The organism is Enterococcus sp. DIV0802b (assembly GCF_050543535.1).
In the GTDB taxonomy this organism is placed as follows: Bacteria; Bacillota; Bacilli; order Lactobacillales; family Enterococcaceae; genus Enterococcus_D; species Enterococcus_D entomosocium.
This window is the reverse complement of sequence record NZ_CP172941.1, coordinates 3,587,402-3,607,500: the sequence shown is the minus strand read 5'-3', so window position 1 is coordinate 3,607,500 and position 20,099 is coordinate 3,587,402. Positions and strand designations below refer to the sequence as shown.

Below are 20,099 nucleotides of genomic sequence, written 5' to 3'. Positions count from 1 at the left end.
GACATTGAGCTGGTAGAGCGCCATGGCGCAGATTACATTCACGTAGACGTGATGGACGGTCATTTCGTTCCTAATATTACCTTAGGCCCAAACATCGTTAAAGCGATTCGCCCAGTTACCAAGCTGCCGTTGGATGTTCATCTAATGATCACCGAGCCAGAAAAGTATATCCATGCCTTCGCGGAAGCTGGAGCAGATATTATTGGTATCCACGCGGAAGCAACGCCTCATATCCATCGTGCGATCCAAATGATTGTGGCAGAAAATGTCAAAGCAGAAATCGTCATCAACCCAGGCACACCAGTTTCAGCCATTGAACATGTTTTATCCATGTGTGATCAAGTGTTAGTTATGACGGTCAATCCAGGGTTTGGTGGGCAATCCTTTATTGAAGAATCACTGGAAAAAATTGCGGCGTTGGCTGCTTTAAAAGAAGAAAAAGGCTACCATTATGATATCGAAGTAGATGGCGGGATCGTTCCTGAGACAGCCAAACGCTGCCTGGAAGCAGGCGCAAATGTCTTTGTAGCAGGAAGCTATATTTACGATGCCGATGAACCTGCGGCGCAAATCAGAGCCTTGAAAGAAGCTTTGCAATAAATGAAGATTTTGTTAGCGGCAGGTGGAAGTCCTGAAAATTGGCCACAGTTGATGGCGTATGATAAATACATTGGAATTGATCGTGGGGCCCTGTTTTTGCTTCAGCACCAACGGCCAGTCGATCTGGCAATCGGTGATTTCGACTCCCTGACCGCAGCAGAACTGCAAGCGGTCAAACAACAAGTTAAGACAGTGATCCAAGCCCCTGCTGAAAAAGATGATACAGATACTCAATTGGCATTGGTTGAGACGTTGCGTCTTTATCCAGAAGCGCAAATCGACGTGATTGGTGCAACGGGGGGACGCCTTGACCATCTTTTAGCCAATCTGTGGTTAGTTTTAGAAGATCGGTTTCGTCCATTTGCCCCAAATTTGCGTTTTTTAGATCGTCAAAATGTCGTTCAGTTCTTTTTACCAGGCACCTATCAATTGGAAAAAGAACCTGGGATGCAGTATTTGGCGTATTGCTGTTTGACGCCGGTAACAGATTTGACGTTAACAGGTAGCAAGTATTTATTAGAAAACGTCCAAGTACCGTACCCAACTTCTTATGCCAGCAATGAATTTCTGACACAAACAGCAGGTTTTTCCTTTAGCAGCGGGATGATAGCAGTCATTCAAAGTTGTGATTAAGAGACGGAACGTCTCTTTTTTTTGTTGAAAATTTCAGAAACTTAATTACAAAAAAAACATTAAGACGGACAACTTAGCTTTTGTTTGCAGGGTATTAATGGTAAAATTGGAACTACAGTTTGGAATTATTTGAGGTGTCTTTGTGAAAAAGTTTAATCCTAATAAAAATATTATCATCACATTGATTATTGTGATTTTAGTTGTCACCGTATTAAGCGTGACGATCGCCCGCCGAGCAGCGGGAAACTCCACCAATGCCGTGCAATCTACGGTCAATGACTCCGTTGGCTTTATCGATAAAATGATTACCGCTCCTTTTCGTTGGATCGAAAATGGTGCCAATTCAGTCAAAAATTTGTTTGTGACCTATGAAGAAAATGAACGTTTAAAAGAGAAATTGGACAGTTTTGAGGAACTGGAACAAGCGAAGGACAATGCGCAAAGAGAAATCGATGCCTTGAAAGAAGAGCTAGAGCTGAATGCAACCTTGACGAATTATGAACGGATCTCCGCCAATGTCATCAATCGGTCACCTGATACTTGGCAAGATATGCTGATCGTGGACCGCGGCTCAAGAGATGGTGTTGAGGTCAACATGGCAGTCATGTCGCAAAAAGGCTTGATTGGTCGTGTCATTGAGGTCAATGCAGCTTCTTCTAAAATTGAACTTTTGACTTCTGAAAACCAGAATTCCAACCATTATCCGGTTCGGATCAGCGGCGAAGATGGGTCAAACTTTGGGATCCTAAGTAGTTACGATCAAAAAGAACGTTCCTTAGTCATTACCCAATTGACGGGGGACAATGAGCTGAAGGAAGGCGATGTCGTGCAGACCTCTGGATTAGGAGGAAACTCGCCCGCCGACTTAGCGATCGGAACAGTGATCCGTACCACCAAAGATGAGTTTGGTCTTGATACCCAAGTATTTGTAAAACCGTATGCCCAAATGTATGATATTCAAGCAGTAACGATTATCAAACGCTTGGCAGGTGAGGAATAGCCATGAAAAAGCATGACTACATCAAATACCTGGCAGCGGGCGTCTTCTTTTTGATGATGTTGGCAGATGGACAACTGACGCGTTTTTTGGAAAAATGGACCCAAGACAATTATATCGCCAGTGCGCATCTTTTATTGATCGCCCTTTTATGTGGCGCAAAGTATTTGCCGAAAAACTTTTTGATCACCACGGCGCTGGTGATCGGCTGTCTCTATGACGTGTATTATGTCGGTGTGATCGGCATCTACACGGTGGCGTTTCCCTTGATCGTATGGATCATGTATATTTTGAAAAATACGCTTTATCAAAATGTATTTACCATGTTTTTCGGAATGATCATCTTTGTTACCAGCTTAGAAGTTGTGACATTGGGGGTTCAATTGCTGTTTAAGATCGCATCAGTTAGCACGTCATTCTTTGTTTCCCGCTTTCTAGCACCAACGCTTTTATTGAACATCCTTTTGTTTATCCTTTTAGTTGTTCCATTCATGAAGCTATTCAAAGACGAATAGCTTCATTTTTTTTGCGTTTGACTGTATAAAAATAACAGCGATTGAAATGTTTTTGTAATATTCCTTTTATCTCTCTGACATACGGCTGTGTTACAATCACACTATCGTGAAGGACTTTAGGTATTCTTAAGCATTTATACATAAAAAAACCATATTAGGGAAGCAACAGCCGGAGGAATGAAGAGTGAAAAAGCGAATTTTATCTTTATTGTTAGTAAGTTCAATTGTTCTTACTTCTGCAGCAGCACCGACACTTGTCTTTGCATCAGATTTTGACAATAAAATTGAAGAAAAAAATCAAGAGATCTCTGACTTGCAAAACCAGCAAGCGAGCATCCAGTCACAAGTAGCAGCACTTGAAAGCGACGTGGCTGCAATCAATGAAAAAGCCCAAACTTTGTTGCAACAGCAAGGGGATTTGCGTGCGGATTCTGAAAAGTTGAAGCAAGAAATTGCCGATTTGAAAGTCAGAATCGAAAAGCGTGAAGAAGCGATCCAAAAACAAGCTCGTGACGTTCAAGTCAATGGACAAAGCACGAACTTTATTGATGCAGTATTAGAAGCTGACTCTTTAACAGATGCTATTGGCCGTGTGCAAGCAATGACGACGATCGTCAATGCTAACAAAGATCTTGTGGATCAACAAAAAGCAGACCAAGAAGCAGTTGAAGCGAAAAAAGCGGAAAACGACGATAAATTGGCAGAGATCGCAGCGAACCAATTTGAATTAGAAACACAATTAGGGGATCTACAAGCCAAACAAGCTGATTTGAATGTTTTGCAAGCGGAATTGGCTGTTCAACAAGCATCTAAAGAAGATGAAAAAGCTGATTTAGAAAAACAAAAAGAAGAATACGAAGCAGAACAAGCTCGCATCGCTGCAGAAGAAGCGGCGGCAGCAGCAGCTCGTGAACAAGCAGCACAAGAAGCAGCGGCTCAAGAAGCGGCAGCAGCTGAAGCAGCTACTCAGGAAGCAGCACCAAGCGAATCTTCAACGTCGAATTCAACGACATCAAGCGCCACAACAAATTCTAGTACGACGACTGATACTACGCAAGGCAGTTCATCACAAGGCAGCGGTTCAGCAAATACGACACCATCGACACCTGCCAATAATAACAATAGCAATAACAACCAAGGATCAAATAATAGCAGCAACGGTTCAAGCAGTACTCCTGCACCCGCACAAACGGTCAATGGTTCAGCAATCGTAGCAGAAGCAATGAAATACATTGGTACCCCTTATGTTTGGGGTGGTACGACACCAGACGGCTTTGACTGTTCTGGCTTTACACAATATGTATTTGCTAAAGTTGGGATCTCATTACCACGGGTAACTTACGCACAAGAATTTTCCGGTACGGTAATTTCGATCAACGAAGCAAAAGCCGGTGACTTGTTATTCTGGGGTAGCCGCGGAAGCACACACCACGTGGCGATCGCTATGGGTAACGGACAATACGTTCATGCACCAACACCTGGTCAAAATGTTTCTGTCAGCAGTTACTCTTATTACTCACCAGATTTCGCGGTGCGCGTAAACTAAATCAATTGAAGCTATTTCAAAAGCTGGCGTTTTACGTCAGCTTTTTTTGATTTCTGTTTTAAAAAACGTATGCTTTTTTTGTTTTCAGTCTTGCCAGAACATCTTATAATAGAGAAGAGAAAGGAAGCGGATAAAATGAACAAGACCTCGTCTTCCAGAGAAAAAATGATAACGGTTAAGTTTTATACGAATTATCTTTCTCGCATGATGATGCCGAATTTAAGTATTTTTATTGCGTGGATGCTGATTTCATTCCTGTTGCCTTTTTTCTCAGTCGATCAACAAGTGATCCAGCAAATGGAACAAGGGGTCTTGACTGTGTTGCTGCCCCTCATGATTGCTTATACAGGTGGGCAAATGTTGGCGCCTGAACGCGGTGGGGTCGTAGGAGCAGTGGCGGTCTTAGGGGCTATTCTCGCAACCGATATTCCCCAGGTCTTTGGGGCGATGCTGCTGGGACCGCTAGCGGGCTGGCTATTGTACTGCAGTGATTCGATCGTGAGCAAAGTCAAAAGTGGCTATGAGATGCTGGTGCGCAATTTTATTGCAGGTGCGTTTGGCGGACTCCTTTTTTTAGGCAGTTACTTCCTATTGGCGCCGCTTTTTAATTGGTTCAGTCTCGGCAGCTATCAGCTCGTTGATTATTTCGTTCGGCAAAACGTCGTGCCCTTTATTCATATCATTGTAGAACCATTGAAGGTTTTGTTTTTTAATAATATTGTCAACCATGGACTATTTACGCCGCTAGGAATCGAAGCCGCGGCAGTTAACGGTCAGTCGGTTTTATTTTTGATCGAGGCCAACCCCGGTCCGGGATTAGGGGTCTTAGCGGCGTATCTTTTCTTTGGTTCAAAGCGAAACCGAACGAATGCCGCAGCATCCATTTTTGTGCAGGCTATTGGTGGGATTCATGAAGTGTATTTCCCGTTTGTTCTGCTCGATCCTTGGGTGTTGCTCGGTCCGATCGTTGGTGGTTTCAGCGGTACACTGATCTTCCAATTTTTAGGAGTAGGCTTGAGAGCACCGGCGTCCCCGGGCTCGATTTTGGCGATTTTACTCAATACACCGGCTTCTATGATCCTTGGTGTCTTAACTGGGATTGTCGTCAGTACGGTCGTATCGTTTGCGATCGCTAGTGTGCTATTAAAACGGAAGACCAATACAGAAAATGAGGAGCGTAAGATGCCGAAAATGAAGAAAGTCACGGAGATCGTCGTGGCCTGTGACGCAGGGATGGGGTCCAGTGCGATTGGTGCCAGCATACTAAAAAAACAGTTGCAAAAAGCCCAGCTAACGTTTCCTGTCCGCTATCAGTCGATTTATCGTGTGACGGATGATCCCAAGCTGTTAGTGATCACCCAACGGGAATTAGTAGCTATTGCCCAAAAGCAGACACCACACGCACAGCATTATGTGTTAGATAATTTTTTGGCGGCAGATGAGTATGCCCCGCTGATCCAAGAATTACAAAGAAGAGAACAGGATCCGCAAAAATCGCTGCAAACCGAGGCAGCAAGTTCGCTAGGGTTTTCAACGATCATCTTTTTGTATACTGGAAAAAAACGCGGTTCACAAACGATGGCAGTGGAGATACTAAGAAAAATGGCCCGCCAACAAGCGCTTCCTTTGACCATCAAAAAAATGGCATATGAAGGACAAGCTCTTGATCCTACGGCAATCTATATCCTCCCGAAAGAACTTGCAGAGAAGTGCCCGATCCCAGATGTTCCTTTACTGGTGGTGGATGATTTATTGACGACAGATGCGTATCGTCAGTTACTGACAGAAGGAGTCGACTATGTTTTTGACCAATCGTGAAACACTTTTATTAACGGAATTGATGAATAGTACCGGTCCGGTTTCTTTAGATCGCATGATGCAAGTCTTAAAAGTCAGTAAACGAACGGTGTACCGTGAACTGGCTAATCTAGAAAAATCCCTGGAAACAGTAGATGCTACCTTAGAAAAGGTCGGTCGTGGTCATTTCCAAATTTTTGCATCAGAAACGAGCATTCGCCAATTACAAGAAGCCATTATGGCAGATACCGATCAAGAATTCGCGGCTAGTGAGCGGCAACACCGTATTTTGTTGCAACTGACTACCGCCACGAAGCCTGTATCCAGTCATTTTTTCTTGGAGCGTTACCAAATCAGCAATACGACGTTTTTTTCAGACATCAAACAGCTTGAAGAGAGTCTCGCACGGCTGCCGTTAAGGATCGTGCGCAATCAAGGGTATGAGATCGAAGGCTCCGAAAAGTATCGGCGGTTGATCACAGCCAATACACTAGTGATGGAGATCAATGAATACCAATTTTTCCATTTACTGGAAACCGATGATGAAGCCCCGTTTATTTTTCAATTTCTGTCCCGCGACCATCTATTGCTAGCCCAGCGGTTGATTCGGGAAACCATCGAACCCCAATTCAAGGAACTTAGTGACCGCAAATTAGCCTTTATCGTCTTGATGCTGGCGCTAGCCATGGATCGGGTAGCTTTGGGCTATACGGTGGAAGAAGAGACGTACCCGAGTCAGATCAACAAAGACTTGCTGAAGGTGGCGAAAAAGATTTTTGCTCAGATCGCCGAAAAGACCAAACTGCTTTATTCCATCAACGAAATCGTCTTTTTTGCCGTGTTACTAGGTGATTTTGCCAATTCCTTTGACCGTGATTTTTTTGATGACAATTTTGATACCGACTTGGCTTATCGTGTAAAACGCTTGATCGAATTGGTCAGTGAGCAAACAGAAGTGGCGTTTTATGAAGACACGAACTTGTATAAAATGCTGCTGACCCATATCTCAGGAGTAATGACGCGGGCGATTTTAGAAGAAGATCATTTGAACAACCCTATCCTAGAAAAAATCATGAACCAGTATGTCGAAATCGCCAGCGGGATTCGTAATCATCTGCCGCAGGTCTTTCCGCAGCAGCAGTTCTCGGAAGAAGAAATCGCCTATATGGTCCTACATTTTGCCAATTCGTTGGAAAAAAATCCGAAAGTGTTAGAAGTCAATATTGCAGGAATCTCTCCTAGCGGATTAGCCTCCATCAGTTTGTTAGAGATGCAGCTGCGGAAACATTTTCCCTTTATCAATCAAATCACCTTCTTTCGAGTGGGGGATGTCAAACGGGAAAATATCGAGGAGACCTATGACTTGGTGATCTCGACTTCATTGCTGCCAGGGTATCAAGGAGAGTACAAACTCGTTTCACCGATCCTGCTAGAAGAAGACATTCAAGAGTTGAAGAAGGCCTTCCAAGCCATTAGTCAGAAAAAACGTTCCGCCAAAAAAGCGCCCTCTGCTTTGGTCAAAGAGGAATCCTATGAAGCGGTCTTGGCTTTTATCGAAGCTATTAACCAGCTATTGGCGCTGTTTCAAGTGCAGGCGATTGATAACCCAGCGGACTTGGAAGAAACGTTGCAGCTGGTGCTGACGTCTTTTGATGCACATGTTGTTTTGGATCGTGAGAAAGTTGTTGATCGTCTCTTACGGCGCTACTTCCAAGCGCCAGTGGGCATTCCTGACACCCACTTTGCCTTGTTTCACGCGGCGAGTTCGGCGATCCTGCAACCTGTTTTTCGTATTTTCGATTTGAAACAGCCGCTGCCACTTCTAGCGATGGATAAAAAAGAGATCGCTGTTACCCGTTTATTAGTCATGCTGGCGCCCTATCCTATCAATGAAACAAGCTCTCAGATGTTAGGGAAGATCAGTGGTTCGATCATTATGAATGATCTAAATACGGAGATTTTTAATTCCGGCAATGATTCGATTATTTATCAGTTACTCTCTTCGCTCTTGATTGAAGAAGTAAAACAATAGGAGGGATCAGCGATGTATATTCCACAGGAGCGGATTTTGTTGGATCAACACTTTACCGATGCCACAGAGGCTCTGACAAAAATTGGCGAGTACTTAGTCAACCAGGAGATCGTCTCTTTACCTTATGTCAAAAGCCTTTTGCGGCGCCATCAAAAAACAGGTGTTTACATCGGTAACTTTGTTGCATTGCCCCATGCGGAAGAAGAAGCCCAGCAATGGATCAAGGAAGAAGGGCTCTTTTTGATCCAAGTGCCGGATGGCGTCGACTTCGGCACGAAGGAGCAACCCAAAATCGCTACGATCCTTTTCGTAGTCGTCCTAAAAGAGCAGCAATTAGCTGTTTTGCAAGAAATCGCCTTTTTTTGTTCTGATATGCAGAATGTTCGGGCGCTTAGTGATGCCGAATCGGTTGAAGAGATCCAACAGATTTTGTGAGCAGAAGAATAAGCAATCAGCAGCAGACTGGCTTGTAACAAGAGAAGCGAACGAAATGAGTGAATGAGCTGCCTCCGTGTGCTCGCTCTTTCTACCTTGTGTAGAAGGAGCGAGTACACGTTTTTTTTTGTGTTTTGGCAAAACCAGATAGAAATGCTTCACGTGAAACATAACAAAAAGCCAGTGAGTGTAGGGGCTACTCGTGTTTTTTTGTTCTGTCTGTTTGGCTACAAGTTTTGGCACAGTTTTTTGTGCCAAAGTACGACTTTCGAGCTTTTTGGGAAGCGCCTACAATAAGGGTGTAAGCAGACGAGAGGAGAGAAAAAAATGGAACAGACACAAAAAGCAGCCAAATCATCAGTCAAAGCAAAAGTTCAAAAATTAGGCAGTACGTTGTCGAGTATGGTGATGCCAAATATCGGCGCATTGATTGCATGGGGTGTATTAACGGCATTATTTATTCCAGATGGGTATTTACCAAATGAAGCCTTTGCAACGATGGTCGGTCCAATGCTAACGTATTTGATCCCAATCTTGATCGGGTATACTGGCGGGAAAGTGATTGCTGGTGACCGCGGAGCCGTGGTTGGGGCGATCGCAACGATGGGGGTCATCGTCGGAACGGATATCCCAATGCTCTTGGGTGCAATGATCATGGGTCCTTTAGGCGGTTGGGTCATCAAGAAATTTGACGAGATCTTCCAAGACAAAGTTCGCGCTGGCTTTGAAATGTTGGTCAACAACTTTTCATCAGGTTTGATCGGTTTTGCTTTAGCATTACTGGGCTTTGTAGCAATCGGGCCAGTTGTTAATACCTTGACAGAAGCAATGGCAGCAGGGGTAGAAGTGATCGTCAATGCCCACTTGATTCCATTAGCTAATATCTTTATTGAACCAGCAAAAATCTTATTCTTAAACAATGCCATCAACCATGGAATTTTGACACCACTAGGTACTGAGCAAGTCAGCGAATTTGGGAAATCAATTCTTTACTTATTAGAAGCCAATCCTGGACCTGGTTTAGGAGTCTTGCTAGCCTTCACTTTCTTCGGAAAAGGAGCAGCGAAATCTTCGGCACCTGGAGCGATCATCATTCACTTTATCGGTGGGATCCATGAGATCTACTTCCCATACGTCATGATGAAACCATTGATGTTCTTAGCAGTGATTGCCGGCGGTGTATCAGGAAGCTTTACCTTCCAATTGTTAGGTGCAGGCTTACGAGCACCTGCTTCCCCAGGTTCGATCATTGCGATCTTAGCAATGACGCCATTCAACTCGGTGATGAGTGTTGTTTCTGTCTTAGCCGGAATTGCCGTAGGAGCAGGCGTATCCTTTATCGTCGCTGCCGCAATCTTGAAAGCGGATGCGAAGGACACGGTGGATAATTTTGAAGAAAAAGTACAACAAACGCAAGCAGCAAAACTCAGCGCCAAAGGTTTGGCGGCTCAACCAATGACTGGCATCAATCGCATCATCTTCGCATGTGATGCAGGCATGGGCTCCAGTGCTATGGGGGCATCGATCTTACGTAAAAAAGTCAAAGAAGCGGGTCTTCCACAAAATGTTTCGAATTCCGCCATCAACAATTTGACGGACGATGCCAATACGCTGATCGTTACTCAAGAAGAATTGCAAGAACGTGCCAAACAAAAAGCGCCAAATGCGACCTTCGTCGCGGTTGAGAATTTCCTGAACTCTCCACGTTACGATGAAATCGTAGCTACATTGTCAGGGACGAAGACAGCGGGGGAGTCAGAAAAAAAGTCTGAAGCAGGCAACCAGGCAGATGTTCCTTCCGCCAATGACCTTAAGCAAGTCAGTGAAATCATTTTGGCCCACGATGACCGCAAAGGTTCGGCAACGATGGCTCAGAAAGTCTTCCAAGATCTTTTAGCCAAAGAATCTCTGACGATGCCAATCAGAAAAAGCCATATCAATGATCTCCATGCCAACGCCTCTTCCCTGGTGATCACAAAAGAAGCCTTAACGCCGCAAGCGCAAACCTCAGCGCCAGAAGCGATCCATCTATCCGTTAATAATCTGATGGGAACGACGAACTATCAACGGATCGTGGCATCGATCAAAGCAGCGAATTAAGAAAGGATGAGCCGAATGCAAGTATTAGAAAAAGACATGATTGAATTGAACAAACAATTTGCGACCAAAGAAGCAGCCATTCGTTACTGCGGCGAAAAACTGCTGGCGGCAGGCTGTGTGGAAAAAGAATACGTCGAAGCCATGCTTGAGCGTGACGAGATGCTCTCAGTCTATATGGGGAACTTTATTGCGATTCCTCACGGTACGGATGAAGCCAAAAAATACGTCAAAAAATCAGGTATCTGTATCGTGCAAGTGCCTGATGGCGTGAATTTCGGTACCGCGGACGAAGAAAAAATCGTCACCGTTCTTTTCGGCATCGCGGGCAAAGGGGAAGATCATCTGCAATTGGTCCAACAAATCGCCCTCTTTTGCAGTGATATCGATAACGTCGTCGAATTGGCGGATGCTTTGGATAAAGAAGAAATCGCCCAAAGTTTGACCGTAGCATAAGGATTTAAGGAGGAGACAAGACATGAAGGCAGTTCACTTTGGTGCAGGTAATATTGGTCGCGGCTTTATCGGCGAGATATTGGCTGCCAACAACTTTGAAATCACATTTATTGATGTCAATGAAACGATCATTGACGCCTTAAAAGCAAGACAAGGGTATACCATCGAATTAGCCGATGAGACCCAAGAACAGATCCACATCGAGCATGTGACAGGATTGAACAATGCCAAAGAACCAGAAGCGGTGATCCAAGCGATCGCCGAGGCAGACATCCTTACGACCGCCATTGGTCCCAACATTTTGCCGCATATCGCTGAGCTGATCGCCAAAGGCTTAGAAGCACGTCAGCAACACCCAGACAAGCCAGCCATTGATGTGATCGCCTGTGAGAATATGATCGGCGGATCGACCTTTTTAAAAAGCGAAGTGCAAAAATACGTTGCGGATTGGTCAGCGTTGGAAGCGACGGTTGGTTTTCCAGATGCAGCGGTGGATCGCATCGTACCGCTGCAGCACCATGAAGATCCCTTATTCGTTCAAGTAGAACCCTTCTGCGAATGGGTGATCCAAGAGTCTGGGATGAAATCCTCGATCCATCTGCAAGGGGTCCATTATGTGGCGGATCTGGAACCGTATATTGAACGGAAATTATTCAGTGTCAATACGGGTCATGCCACGGTAGCGTACACAGGCGCCCTCCAAGGCTATCAGACGATCGATGAAGCGATGCAGGATCATTTAGTGGTGATCCAATTAAAATCCGTTCTCGAAGAAACTGGCCGCCTTTTAATTGAGAAATGGGCCTTTGATCCTGAAGAACATGAACGGTATATCGAAAAAATCATCCAACGCTTTAAAAACAAGCACATTTCCGATGCCATCACTCGGGTGGCACGGACACCTGTCCGCAAATTAGGGACCGAAGAACGCTTTATCCGACCAGTCCTTGAGTTAGAAAAACGCAACATGCAGCCAGATCATCTCTATGAAACGATCGGCATGATCTTCAATTACAAAGACCCTGAAGATGAGCAAAGCCAACAGTTACAAGCACTTTTGGATGAAAAATCACTACCGGAAGTCATTGCAGAAATCACTGGCTTGCGTGATGAAGACATGATTGAAACGATCCGACAAAACATTGAAAAATATGCGTATGTTGCCGCATAAAAACGAGTAAAACACAGAACAAGCAGATAAATTGCCGCATCCGTAAAAGTTAGCCCAACAAGCGAGCTTTTGCGGATAGGTCAATTTCTTTCAACGCTTGTTCTGTGTTTTTTTGCTCACCGATTGACCTTTGCTGCCAACTTGACGATAATAAGAAAAGAAATGAGGGAGAGCAATGGAACGATGGTTTGAAGAAGCCCAGCTTCAAGTAATTGAGTTGCCGATCGAATGGCAGGAAAACCGCCCCGTCTATCGGGACTTTATCCGTGAATTGCCGACGATCCAAGGGGAAGGAACTTCGCGGCAAGCTGTTTATCGGCAGTTGGCAGAAGCCTACGCGGCTTACCTTGCCCAACTTCGAGAGGTCAATGAGGCGCAGGAAGAAATGACGTCTTCCTTATTATCGACGGAAGAATTATTGCGCTACTATGATGGCGAGACCTTCGATGGTTTTGAGCTGCCCTCTGACGAGTAACAGGAAACGAGCCATGAACTGAAAACTGAAAAGCTACGCAAGAAAAAACCGCTCAGCTGCAGCTCGATCGATACGAAGGATCAAACGCTGCAACTGGCGGCTTTTTTTCTATCAAAGAAACCACGTCTTATTCGAGGTTAGTTCAATGCCTCAGTAATGGCTTGATTGAAGGCATCTAAGTCATCTGGGTTCCGACTGGTGATCAACCGATAAGTTTCGTCGATCACGACGGGCTCATCTTTGACAGTGGCACCTGCGTAGGCTAAATCTGGTCGCACAGAATCATAAGCCGTCAAGGTCAAATCTTTCGTCAGTCCTGTTTGGATAAACAGTTGTGGGCCGTGGCAAATGGCAAAGACGGGACGATCAGATGTCAAAAAGTCTTTCGTCAATGACACATAGCGCTCATCGGTCCGTAATTGGTCAGGGGAGAAACCGCCTGGGATCAACAAAGCATCAAAACTGGCGGGATCGATCGTATCGATGGCCGCATCGACGGGAAACGTTCCACCTTGTTTGCCTTTTACGGTCTCGGTGCCTTCATTACTAATAACGACTACTTCATGTCCGGCCGCTTCCAGTGCTTCTTTTGGTGACGTCAATTCAACATCTTCAACTAGATCAGTGACAATAACAGCAACTTTACTCATTCGATCTCCTCCTTATTACTTGATGAACAATTTGTTCACCTGCTATTATTTATGCTAACGAAGATTTTCGCTGTTGACAAATCATCTGTTTGTCCGCAGCTTAAAAAAGAAAGAAGGCAACGCCATGGCAACGATCCAACTATTTATCTCTGATACTCCCCTTTGCTTTGAAAAAGCGGAATTCACTTTTATGGAAGAAACATTTGTCATCGAGAAACAGCAATTATTTGAAAAAGTTGATGCGGTGATGCATCAGGAAGTATCCTCGGCCTTGGTTTCATTGGTAGAAAAAGCCCTTTTGACGCTAGAAGCGATCGGGGAAGAAGAGGATTATTTCGACCTGCTTTATTTGACCTATGAGAATACCCGTCGTTCCCTCAGCGGACAGCAATTACTCGCACAGCCTTTTCCAGCTGTAGAGGCAGCCTTGCAGCCGGTCTTTGATGAGTTGGCAGAACCGATCGTAGAAAAGTTTTATGAAGAGCTGACCAATCAATTAGAAGAAATCACCGATGATGAGCTGTTTAGTTCCTACTATCTGGATGATGAGCAAGCGGTGATTCAAATCGATGCCCCGATCCAACATGAAGAAGTAATCGCATTGCCCGCCCTTTTACGGGATTACCATGGCACGTTGCACCTGACCTTTGAAAAGTTTTATGAATACCTTGTGTAGCGGCGGCAACTGTCGTCGTTATTTTTTGTGAAAACAGTTACATGTTTAGTTTTTTTTAAATCCTGCGACAGAAGCCTCGGGAATCTTGACCCTTTTGTCAGAAACGATTATAAAGGTAAGAAGAGGCTGAAGGAACCGAGACTGCCGATGGGCAGAATCGGGTAAGAAAAGGATGAGAATCATGCGAAAAGTCCCGCCTATTTTAAAACCAATTGCACTTTTAACGATATCAACGATCATTGCCACTGCCACCGGCGTGGTGAATTCAGGCAGTTACCGCCAACCAAGTCGTGCGACGGAAACGACAGAAACGACCGAACAAGCACCAAGTGAAAGCACACCGTCTTCGATAACGGAAGACAGTCAAAATCAAACACCTGCTAGCACGGACTCACAACCGACGAACGATGACCAGCAGACCACACCGTCATCCAGCAGTGAAGTAGTAACACCAGAAACGACCCCGTCTTCTTCGGTGCCGACAGAAACGACACCATCAAGCGATGAGAGTGTTTCACCGGCGACACCGGAAAACAATCAAGAAACGCCTTCTTCAAGTGAAGAAACCACGCCAGATCCACAAGGGATCATGGATGAGAATCAAGGAAATGAGTAGGTGAGAAAATGACGCTTATTTTAGATTTAATCAACGGCATCCACAAATTTTTGGGCTATCTTGACATCAGTCCCAAATACTTGAATCGCGCCTATACCATCCTCAGTATCATTCCAACGGCGTATATTTTGCGGATCGTCTATGGAATGTTTGCGAACCAAAACTATTTTCAAGCGATCCTTTATACGATCGGCTTTTTGGTCTTAGTCTATTTTTGGGTACTGAATATCTTCTATTATTTCTTGAATAAAAATATGAAGTTCGATGTCACTCAGACCTTTGTCAAAGTCTTGCCGGATGAAGTCTTCAATATTGAAGGGGAAACTATCAGCACCACCGACATTGATCGTTTGACGACTGAAAAAGCGGTGATCGATTTTGAAGAAGACTATCAGCTGGTATTGGCGAATCATTTGCAGACCTTGATCGCTCAAGAAGAATTGGCGATCAAACCGTCATCCAACGGCTTTACGATCCCGAAAAATACCTTGTACCCTTACTATTTTGTCAAACAGCAAGGGAAAAACGAGTACGTATTGCAGATCGGGACCAGCTACACGGAGATGACGAAAGTCGGCACGATTCAATGGACCGGCAAGCAACCTTTAGAGCCAGTGGGCTTATTTATCACTGGCGGTGATTTTGTCAAAAATGATGTCAAATACCATGAACCCTACAGTTTGAAATTGTACGTCAAAAAAGAGGTCTCCGAAGAAGAACCACAGACCTCAAGACAGGCATATCGACGACAAGCACGCAAATAAGAAAAGGCAGTTCCCCCAGAGCGTTCTCTGAAGGGACTGCCTTTTTGGTATCTCGGTTATTCGATCGGAATGTTTTTTGCAGGTGCGTCTTTGTAGCTAGCTTTCGGTAAAGTCAGGGTCAAAACGCCGTCTTCAAACACTGCTTTGATGGACTCGTCATCAATGTCTGTGATGGTGAAGGTCCGTTGATAGGCACTGCTGGAGCGTTCTTTGCGCAAATAATGTCCGAAATCATCCTCGGTTTCAGTGGTCTCCGTTTGAGCCGCTGAAATCGTCAAGGTATTGTTGACGTAACTGACGCGGATGTTTTCTTTCTTGATGCCGGGTAAATCTGCTTGAACGAGATACTTGTCTTCGTATTCTTTAATGTCCGTGTTCATTTGTCGTTCTTGCCAAAAACTGTTCATTAATTTGCCTAATAGTTCTTCGCCGCCTGCTAAATCTCTTGGAATCAAATTTGCCATGTGGTTCCCCCCGCTTTCTTTTATCCATTGAGTTGGTACCTCTATTTTACGAGGAACCAAGCCAAAGGGCAACCAAAATGGCAACAATCATAAAAACAAGAGAAATCACTCAACTATCTTATAAGAATCTGCTATGATAGAACTAAATAACTATCAGATGATTGGATGAATGAAGATGGAGATTATTGAAAAAGCGCCAGCTAAGATCAACCTCGGTCTCGATGTGTTAGAGAAAAGAACAGACGGCTACCATGAGTTGGAAATGGTGATGTCTAGTGTTGATCTAGCCGACCGTCTGATAATGGAAGAGATAGCAGAAGATAAGATCATTGTAGAAACCAACAAAGCTTTTTTACCAATTGATAAACGCAATAATGTCTATCAGGCCGCCAGTATTTTAAAAAAACGCTATAGTATCAAAAAAGGCATCCGCATTCGCATCACCAAGAATATCCCGGTGGCAGCTGGGTTAGGGGGTGGCAGTACGGATTGTGCGGCAGCGTTGCGGGGGATGGTTCGCCTTTGGGACTTGGATCTTTCCATGGCAGAGCTGATCGATATTGGTATGGAAGTTGGTACTGATGTTCCCTATTGTCTGTATGGGACCACTGCTCATATTGCAGGAAAAGGGGAGCTGGTGACGCCGCTGCGGCCGATGCCGCAATGTTGGGTCATCTTAGTCAAACCTCGTCTGAGTGTTTCAACGGGGAAAATCTTTCAAGAAGTCGAGCTAGACCAACTGCACCATCCAGATATCGCAGCATTGTCTGCCGCCGTCTTAGCCGAAGACTACTCGGCTATGATCGCTGCCATGGGCAATAGCCTAGAAGCCATCACGATCCCGAAGTATCCGATCGTCCAACAGATCAAAGATCGCATGATGAAATATGGTGCCGATGTTGCCTTGATGACCGGCAGCGGACCGACTGTTTTTGCTCTTTGTCAAAAATATTCACGGGCACAGCGGGTCTACAATGCCTTAAAAGGGTTCTGCGACGAGGTTTATCTTGTACGTACATTGAAATGAATGAGTCAAGGACACAGGCTGGATTCGCCTGTGTTTTTTTGCATTCCTTCTATAAAATCCAGTTCAATAGTAAAGAATAAGGCAGCTGAGGTAGGGAGGAAGCATCTAGAAGCTGCCCTACACAAAAGTCCCCGACGAAAAAAAGACGTCGGGGTCTGATTCTTTACCTAAAGCAAAGGCTATTCTTTTTGGTGCTGCTTCTTTGCGGATTTTTTCTTTTTGTCTTCTTCATACAATGGTTTGTCGATCGTTTTGCGGATTTCTTCGGTTTGCTGCGATGCAGGATCTTCTGGTAAATCGATTCGATTCAGCAGTTCGCTGTTGTTTACAGTTGGCGGCACAGTTACAAATTCGTTCATCTTCGTTTCCTCCAAGTGCTTTTAGCTTATTATCCTACTTACTCTCTAATTTTTCAATTTATCACAAAGGAATCGCATGGCCAACGGTGTAAAATAAGACGATGTTCCCGAGAGAAGAATCCGCTTCAAATGAACGTTTTCTCCTATGTTTTCCGATTTATCTCGAAATAAAAGTTTTAAATCGTAAAACGTACGATTTGTCTTGACGAACCGGAAATCATTTGATAGAGTAACTTTTGCTAACAAAACGGAGTTGTTCCGTTTTAAAATAAAAAGATGAGCCAGCAAATGGAAGGGGAAATCCCGATGAAAAAAATCTTACTTACTACAGCACTCCTTTTAGGGGGCGTGCTTCTTGGCGCTTGTGGGCAGCAAGAAGCGACAAGTCAATCGAGTGACGCAGAAAAGCTGTCGATCGTCACGACCTTTTACCCAATGTACGAATTTACGAAAGAAGTCGCAGGTGAGGCAGCGGATGTCTCCTTGCTGATCCCTGCAGGAACAGAACCTCATGACTATGAGCCAAGTGCCAAAGATATGACCAAAATTATGGATGCAGATGCCTTTGTCTACAATAGTCCTGAGCTAGAAACTTGGGTTGCTAGTTTGACGGATTCCGTCGATCCTGAGCAAACAGCAGTGATTGAAGCGGCCAAAAACATTCAGTTGGTGGAAGGCACAGAGGAAGAGCATGGTCACGAGGACGAAGACAGCCATGAAGGCCATGATCATACGTATGACCCTCATGTTTGGACTGACCCAGTCTTAGCGATCCAAGAAGTAGAAACGATCCGCGATGACCTGATTGCGAAGTTTCCTGAGCAAAAGGCAACCTTTACGGAAAATGCGGCTGCCTATATCGAAAAGCTTTCTGCTTTAGATGAAGCCTACCAAGCGGCATTAAAGGATGCGACCCAACGAACCTTCGTTACGCAGCACGCAGCCTTTGGCTATTTGGCACGGCAGTATGATTTAGTCGAAGAATCGATTTCGGGCATTTCACCCGATCAAGAACCAACGCCAAGTCGGTTGGCTGAGCTGAAAGAATATGTGGAAGAAAAACAAGTCAAAGTTATCTATTTTGAAGAAAATGCCTCATCGAAGGTGGCTGAGACCTTAGCCTCTGAAACGGGCGTGGAGTTAGCGGTCTTGAATCCATTAGAAAGCTTGACGCAAGAGCAGATGGATAACGGCGAAACATACCTGTCTGTAATGGAAGACAATTTGGCAGCATTACAAAAAAGTATTCACTAAGGAGGCGCCTGCGTGCGTTATATCGATGTAAAAGATTTGACCTTTTATTATGATGATGAGCCCGTCTTGGAAGACATTTCTTACTTTGTTGAAGACGGCGAATTCGTGATTTTGACCGGCGAAAATGGGGCGGCAAAATCTACTTTGATCAAAGCAACCCTTGGTTTGTTGAAACCTTCTAAAGGTGCAGTCACCTTGGCGACCAAGAATGCAGCTGGTGAAAAATTAAGCATCGGCTACATTCCTCAGCAGATTGCTTCCTTTAACGTCGGGTTCCCCAGCACCGTTTTGGAATTGGTCCAATCAGGCCGCTACCCAAGAGATCGTTGGTTCAAGCGACTGACGAAACGAGACCATGAACATGTCCGCCGTGCATTAGATGCCGTCGGGATGTGGGACGTGCGTCATAAACGGATCGGTGAGTTGTCCGGTGGCCAAAAACAGCGGATCAGCTTGGCACGGGTCTTTGCCACGGATCCTGATTTATTTATTTTAGATGAACCGACTACGGGGATGGATGAACAATCCCGCAATCTGTTTTATGAACTGCTGCGGCACAATGCTCATGACCACGGCAAGTCGATTTTGATGATCACTCATGATCACGAAGATATCAAAGAATATGCGGACCGTCAGATCCGTTTAGTGCGGAAGGAGGATTCACCATGGCGCTGCTTTCATATGAATTCATGAGAAGAGCTTTTCTTGCGGCGATTTTTATTGCTGGTATCGCACCAATGCTAGGGGTCTTTCTGGTGATTCGACGACAGTCATTGATGGCTGATACGCTGTCCCATGTCTCTTTAGCAGGGGTGGCACTAGGCTTCTTTCTAAATCTAAATCCGAGTTTGACGACGCTATTGATCGTAGTCATTGCCGCAATCATTTTGGAATACTTGCGAACACTGTACCGCAGTTATTCAGAGATTTCGATCGCCATTTTGATGTCCGGCGGTTTAGCGTTAGCCCTCGTCTTGATGAACCTTAGCGGTGGAAACTCCGCAACGAGTATCCAATCGTATTTGTTTGGGTCGATCGTTACGATCACACAAGAGCAAGTTTGGATCTTAGGCTTTTTGTTTTTAGTCGTTTTTGCTTTATTTTTCTTATTCAAACGGCCCATGTACATTTTGACCTTTGATGAAGATACCGCTCATGTCGATGGCTTGCCTGTGCGAGTGATGTCGATGCTCTTTAATGTCTTGACGGGGGTGGCAATCGCCATGATGATCCCGATTGCGGGTGCATTGCTGATCTCTGCGATCATGGTTTTACCAGCTGCCATCAGTATGCGTTTAGGCAAAAGCTTCAACGCGGTGATTTTGATCAGTGTCGTGATCGGCATGATTGGGATGATGTCTGGTTTGACCAGTTCCTTTTATTTGGACACACCACCGGGAGCGACGATCACGCTGGTTTTTATCGCTCTTTTCTTAGTAATCAATTTGATCAAACGCATCGTGATCCTCGTGCAACGAAAACAACGCCTCAAATAAAGGGCTTTATGAAAAAGAAACGAAGAATTTTCGTTTCTT

General features: G+C 44.8%; 22 protein-coding genes (1 of these 22 cut by a window edge). 19 read left to right on the top strand and 3 right to left on the bottom strand.

Going from position 1 to position 20,099, the window contains the following annotated elements; genetic code table 11:
• From rpe to IGJ12_RS16780, 12 genes are all read left to right on the top strand, one after another.
• Window positions 1-600, top strand: the 3' portion of a protein-coding gene (gene rpe, locus IGJ12_RS16835) for a ribulose-phosphate 3-epimerase (RefSeq protein ID WP_005232947.1). It extends 54 nt beyond the left edge of the window; the window shows 600 of its 654 coding nt (coding positions 55-654); the start codon falls outside the window, past its left edge; it ends in the stop codon at window positions 598-600.
• On the top strand, window positions 601-1,233 hold the full coding sequence (locus IGJ12_RS16830) for a thiamine diphosphokinase (RefSeq protein ID WP_016612034.1): 633 nt from the start codon (window positions 601-603) through the stop codon (window positions 1,231-1,233).
• Window positions 1,234-1,375: 142 nt separating this feature from the next.
• Window positions 1,376-2,233 carry a rod shape-determining protein MreC gene (gene mreC / locus IGJ12_RS16825; RefSeq protein WP_005232949.1) on the top strand — a complete coding sequence of 286 codons (858 nt, stop codon included), beginning with the start codon at window positions 1,376-1,378 and terminating at the stop codon, window positions 2,231-2,233.
• 2 nt (window positions 2,234-2,235) lie between these two features.
• Window positions 2,236-2,745 carry a rod shape-determining protein MreD gene (gene mreD, locus IGJ12_RS16820; RefSeq protein ID WP_008381673.1) on the top strand — a complete coding sequence of 170 codons (510 nt, stop codon included), beginning with the start codon at window positions 2,236-2,238 and terminating at the stop codon, window positions 2,743-2,745.
• Window positions 2,746-2,929: 184 nt separating this feature from the next.
• A complete protein-coding gene (locus IGJ12_RS16815; protein WP_301388489.1) occupies window positions 2,930-4,291 on the top strand; it encodes an NlpC/P60 family protein in 1,362 nt (453 codons plus the stop codon).
• A gap of 69 nt (window positions 4,292-4,360) precedes the next feature.
• A complete protein-coding gene (locus IGJ12_RS16810; RefSeq protein ID WP_430619223.1) occupies window positions 4,361-6,109 on the top strand; it encodes a PTS sugar transporter in 1,749 nt (582 codons plus the stop codon).
• Window positions 6,090-8,120 carry a BglG family transcription antiterminator gene (locus IGJ12_RS16805; protein WP_244732780.1) on the top strand — a complete coding sequence of 677 codons (2,031 nt, stop codon included), beginning with the start codon at window positions 6,090-6,092 and terminating at the stop codon, window positions 8,118-8,120. The genes IGJ12_RS16810 and IGJ12_RS16805 overlap by 20 nt, the downstream gene beginning before the upstream one ends.
• Window positions 8,121-8,132: 12 nt before the next feature.
• Window positions 8,133-8,555 carry a PTS sugar transporter subunit IIA gene (locus IGJ12_RS16800; RefSeq protein WP_430619222.1) on the top strand — a complete coding sequence of 141 codons (423 nt, stop codon included), beginning with the start codon at window positions 8,133-8,135 and terminating at the stop codon, window positions 8,553-8,555.
• A 327-nt stretch (window positions 8,556-8,882) separates the two neighbouring features.
• Complete coding sequence (locus tag IGJ12_RS16795) at window positions 8,883-10,655, top strand: PTS mannitol transporter subunit IICBA (protein ID WP_086332817.1); 1,773 nt, start codon at window positions 8,883-8,885, stop codon at window positions 10,653-10,655.
• A gap of 15 nt (window positions 10,656-10,670) precedes the next feature.
• A complete protein-coding gene (locus IGJ12_RS16790) occupies window positions 10,671-11,108 on the top strand; it encodes a PTS sugar transporter subunit IIA (protein WP_016608326.1) in 438 nt (145 codons plus the stop codon).
• Between the two features lie 22 nt (window positions 11,109-11,130).
• The gene (locus IGJ12_RS16785) at window positions 11,131-12,279 is read left to right on the top strand and encodes a mannitol-1-phosphate 5-dehydrogenase (RefSeq protein ID WP_142437285.1); all 1,149 of its coding nucleotides are present in this window, start codon (window positions 11,131-11,133) and stop codon (window positions 12,277-12,279) included.
• 175 nt (window positions 12,280-12,454) lie between these two features.
• Window positions 12,455-12,754: a hypothetical protein gene (locus IGJ12_RS16780; RefSeq protein ID WP_430619221.1), complete on the top strand. Its 300-nt coding sequence runs from the start codon at window positions 12,455-12,457 to the stop codon at window positions 12,752-12,754.
• Between the two features lie 137 nt (window positions 12,755-12,891).
• Here the strand turns inward: IGJ12_RS16780 and IGJ12_RS16775 are convergent, their stop codons facing one another.
• Window positions 12,892-13,404: a type 1 glutamine amidotransferase domain-containing protein gene (locus tag IGJ12_RS16775; RefSeq protein ID WP_005232958.1), complete on the bottom strand. Its 513-nt coding sequence runs from the start codon at window positions 13,402-13,404 to the stop codon at window positions 12,892-12,894.
• A gap of 124 nt (window positions 13,405-13,528) precedes the next feature.
• Between IGJ12_RS16775 and IGJ12_RS16770 the strand changes: the two genes are divergently transcribed.
• The 3 genes from IGJ12_RS16770 (at window position 13,529) to IGJ12_RS16760 (ending at window position 15,460) form a co-directional block, all read left to right on the top strand.
• The gene (locus IGJ12_RS16770; RefSeq protein ID WP_005232959.1) at window positions 13,529-14,080 is read left to right on the top strand and encodes a hypothetical protein; all 552 of its coding nucleotides are present in this window, start codon (window positions 13,529-13,531) and stop codon (window positions 14,078-14,080) included.
• Window positions 14,081-14,261: 181 nt separating this feature from the next.
• Window positions 14,262-14,696, top strand: a complete 435-nt coding sequence (locus tag IGJ12_RS16765) for a hypothetical protein (RefSeq protein WP_005232960.1) — start codon at window positions 14,262-14,264, stop codon at window positions 14,694-14,696.
• A gap of 8 nt (window positions 14,697-14,704) precedes the next feature.
• The gene (locus IGJ12_RS16760; RefSeq protein WP_086298910.1) at window positions 14,705-15,460 is read left to right on the top strand and encodes a DUF6681 family protein; all 756 of its coding nucleotides are present in this window, start codon (window positions 14,705-14,707) and stop codon (window positions 15,458-15,460) included.
• A gap of 56 nt (window positions 15,461-15,516) precedes the next feature.
• Here IGJ12_RS16760 and IGJ12_RS16755 read toward each other — a convergent pair whose 3' ends face one another.
• Complete coding sequence (locus IGJ12_RS16755; RefSeq protein WP_034871953.1) at window positions 15,517-15,924, bottom strand: Hsp20/alpha crystallin family protein; 408 nt, start codon at window positions 15,922-15,924, stop codon at window positions 15,517-15,519.
• A gap of 175 nt (window positions 15,925-16,099) precedes the next feature.
• Here IGJ12_RS16755 and ispE point away from each other — a divergent pair, with 175 nt between their 5' ends.
• Window positions 16,100-16,951 (top strand): 4-(cytidine 5'-diphospho)-2-C-methyl-D-erythritol kinase, encoded by an 852-nt coding sequence (gene ispE / locus IGJ12_RS16750; protein ID WP_086298909.1) that lies wholly within the window; start codon window positions 16,100-16,102, stop codon window positions 16,949-16,951.
• 179 nt (window positions 16,952-17,130) lie between these two features.
• Here the strand turns inward: ispE and IGJ12_RS16745 are convergent, their stop codons facing one another.
• Window positions 17,131-17,310, bottom strand: a complete 180-nt coding sequence (locus IGJ12_RS16745) for a hypothetical protein (RefSeq protein WP_005232965.1) — start codon at window positions 17,308-17,310, stop codon at window positions 17,131-17,133.
• Between the two features lie 306 nt (window positions 17,311-17,616).
• Here IGJ12_RS16745 and IGJ12_RS16740 point away from each other — a divergent pair, with 306 nt between their 5' ends.
• From IGJ12_RS16740 to IGJ12_RS16730, 3 genes are read left to right on the top strand one after another with little or no spacing between them, the layout of a single operon-like run.
• Window positions 17,617-18,564, top strand: a complete 948-nt coding sequence (locus tag IGJ12_RS16740; RefSeq protein WP_034878800.1) for a metal ABC transporter substrate-binding protein — start codon at window positions 17,617-17,619, stop codon at window positions 18,562-18,564.
• 12 nt (window positions 18,565-18,576) lie between these two features.
• Window positions 18,577-19,257: a metal ABC transporter ATP-binding protein gene (locus tag IGJ12_RS16735; RefSeq protein WP_005232967.1), complete on the top strand. Its 681-nt coding sequence runs from the start codon at window positions 18,577-18,579 to the stop codon at window positions 19,255-19,257.
• The gene (locus tag IGJ12_RS16730) at window positions 19,230-20,060 is read left to right on the top strand and encodes a metal ABC transporter permease (protein ID WP_005230272.1); all 831 of its coding nucleotides are present in this window, start codon (window positions 19,230-19,232) and stop codon (window positions 20,058-20,060) included. The genes IGJ12_RS16735 and IGJ12_RS16730 overlap by 28 nt, the downstream gene beginning before the upstream one ends.
• The last annotated feature ends 39 nt before the right edge of the window (window positions 20,061-20,099 follow it).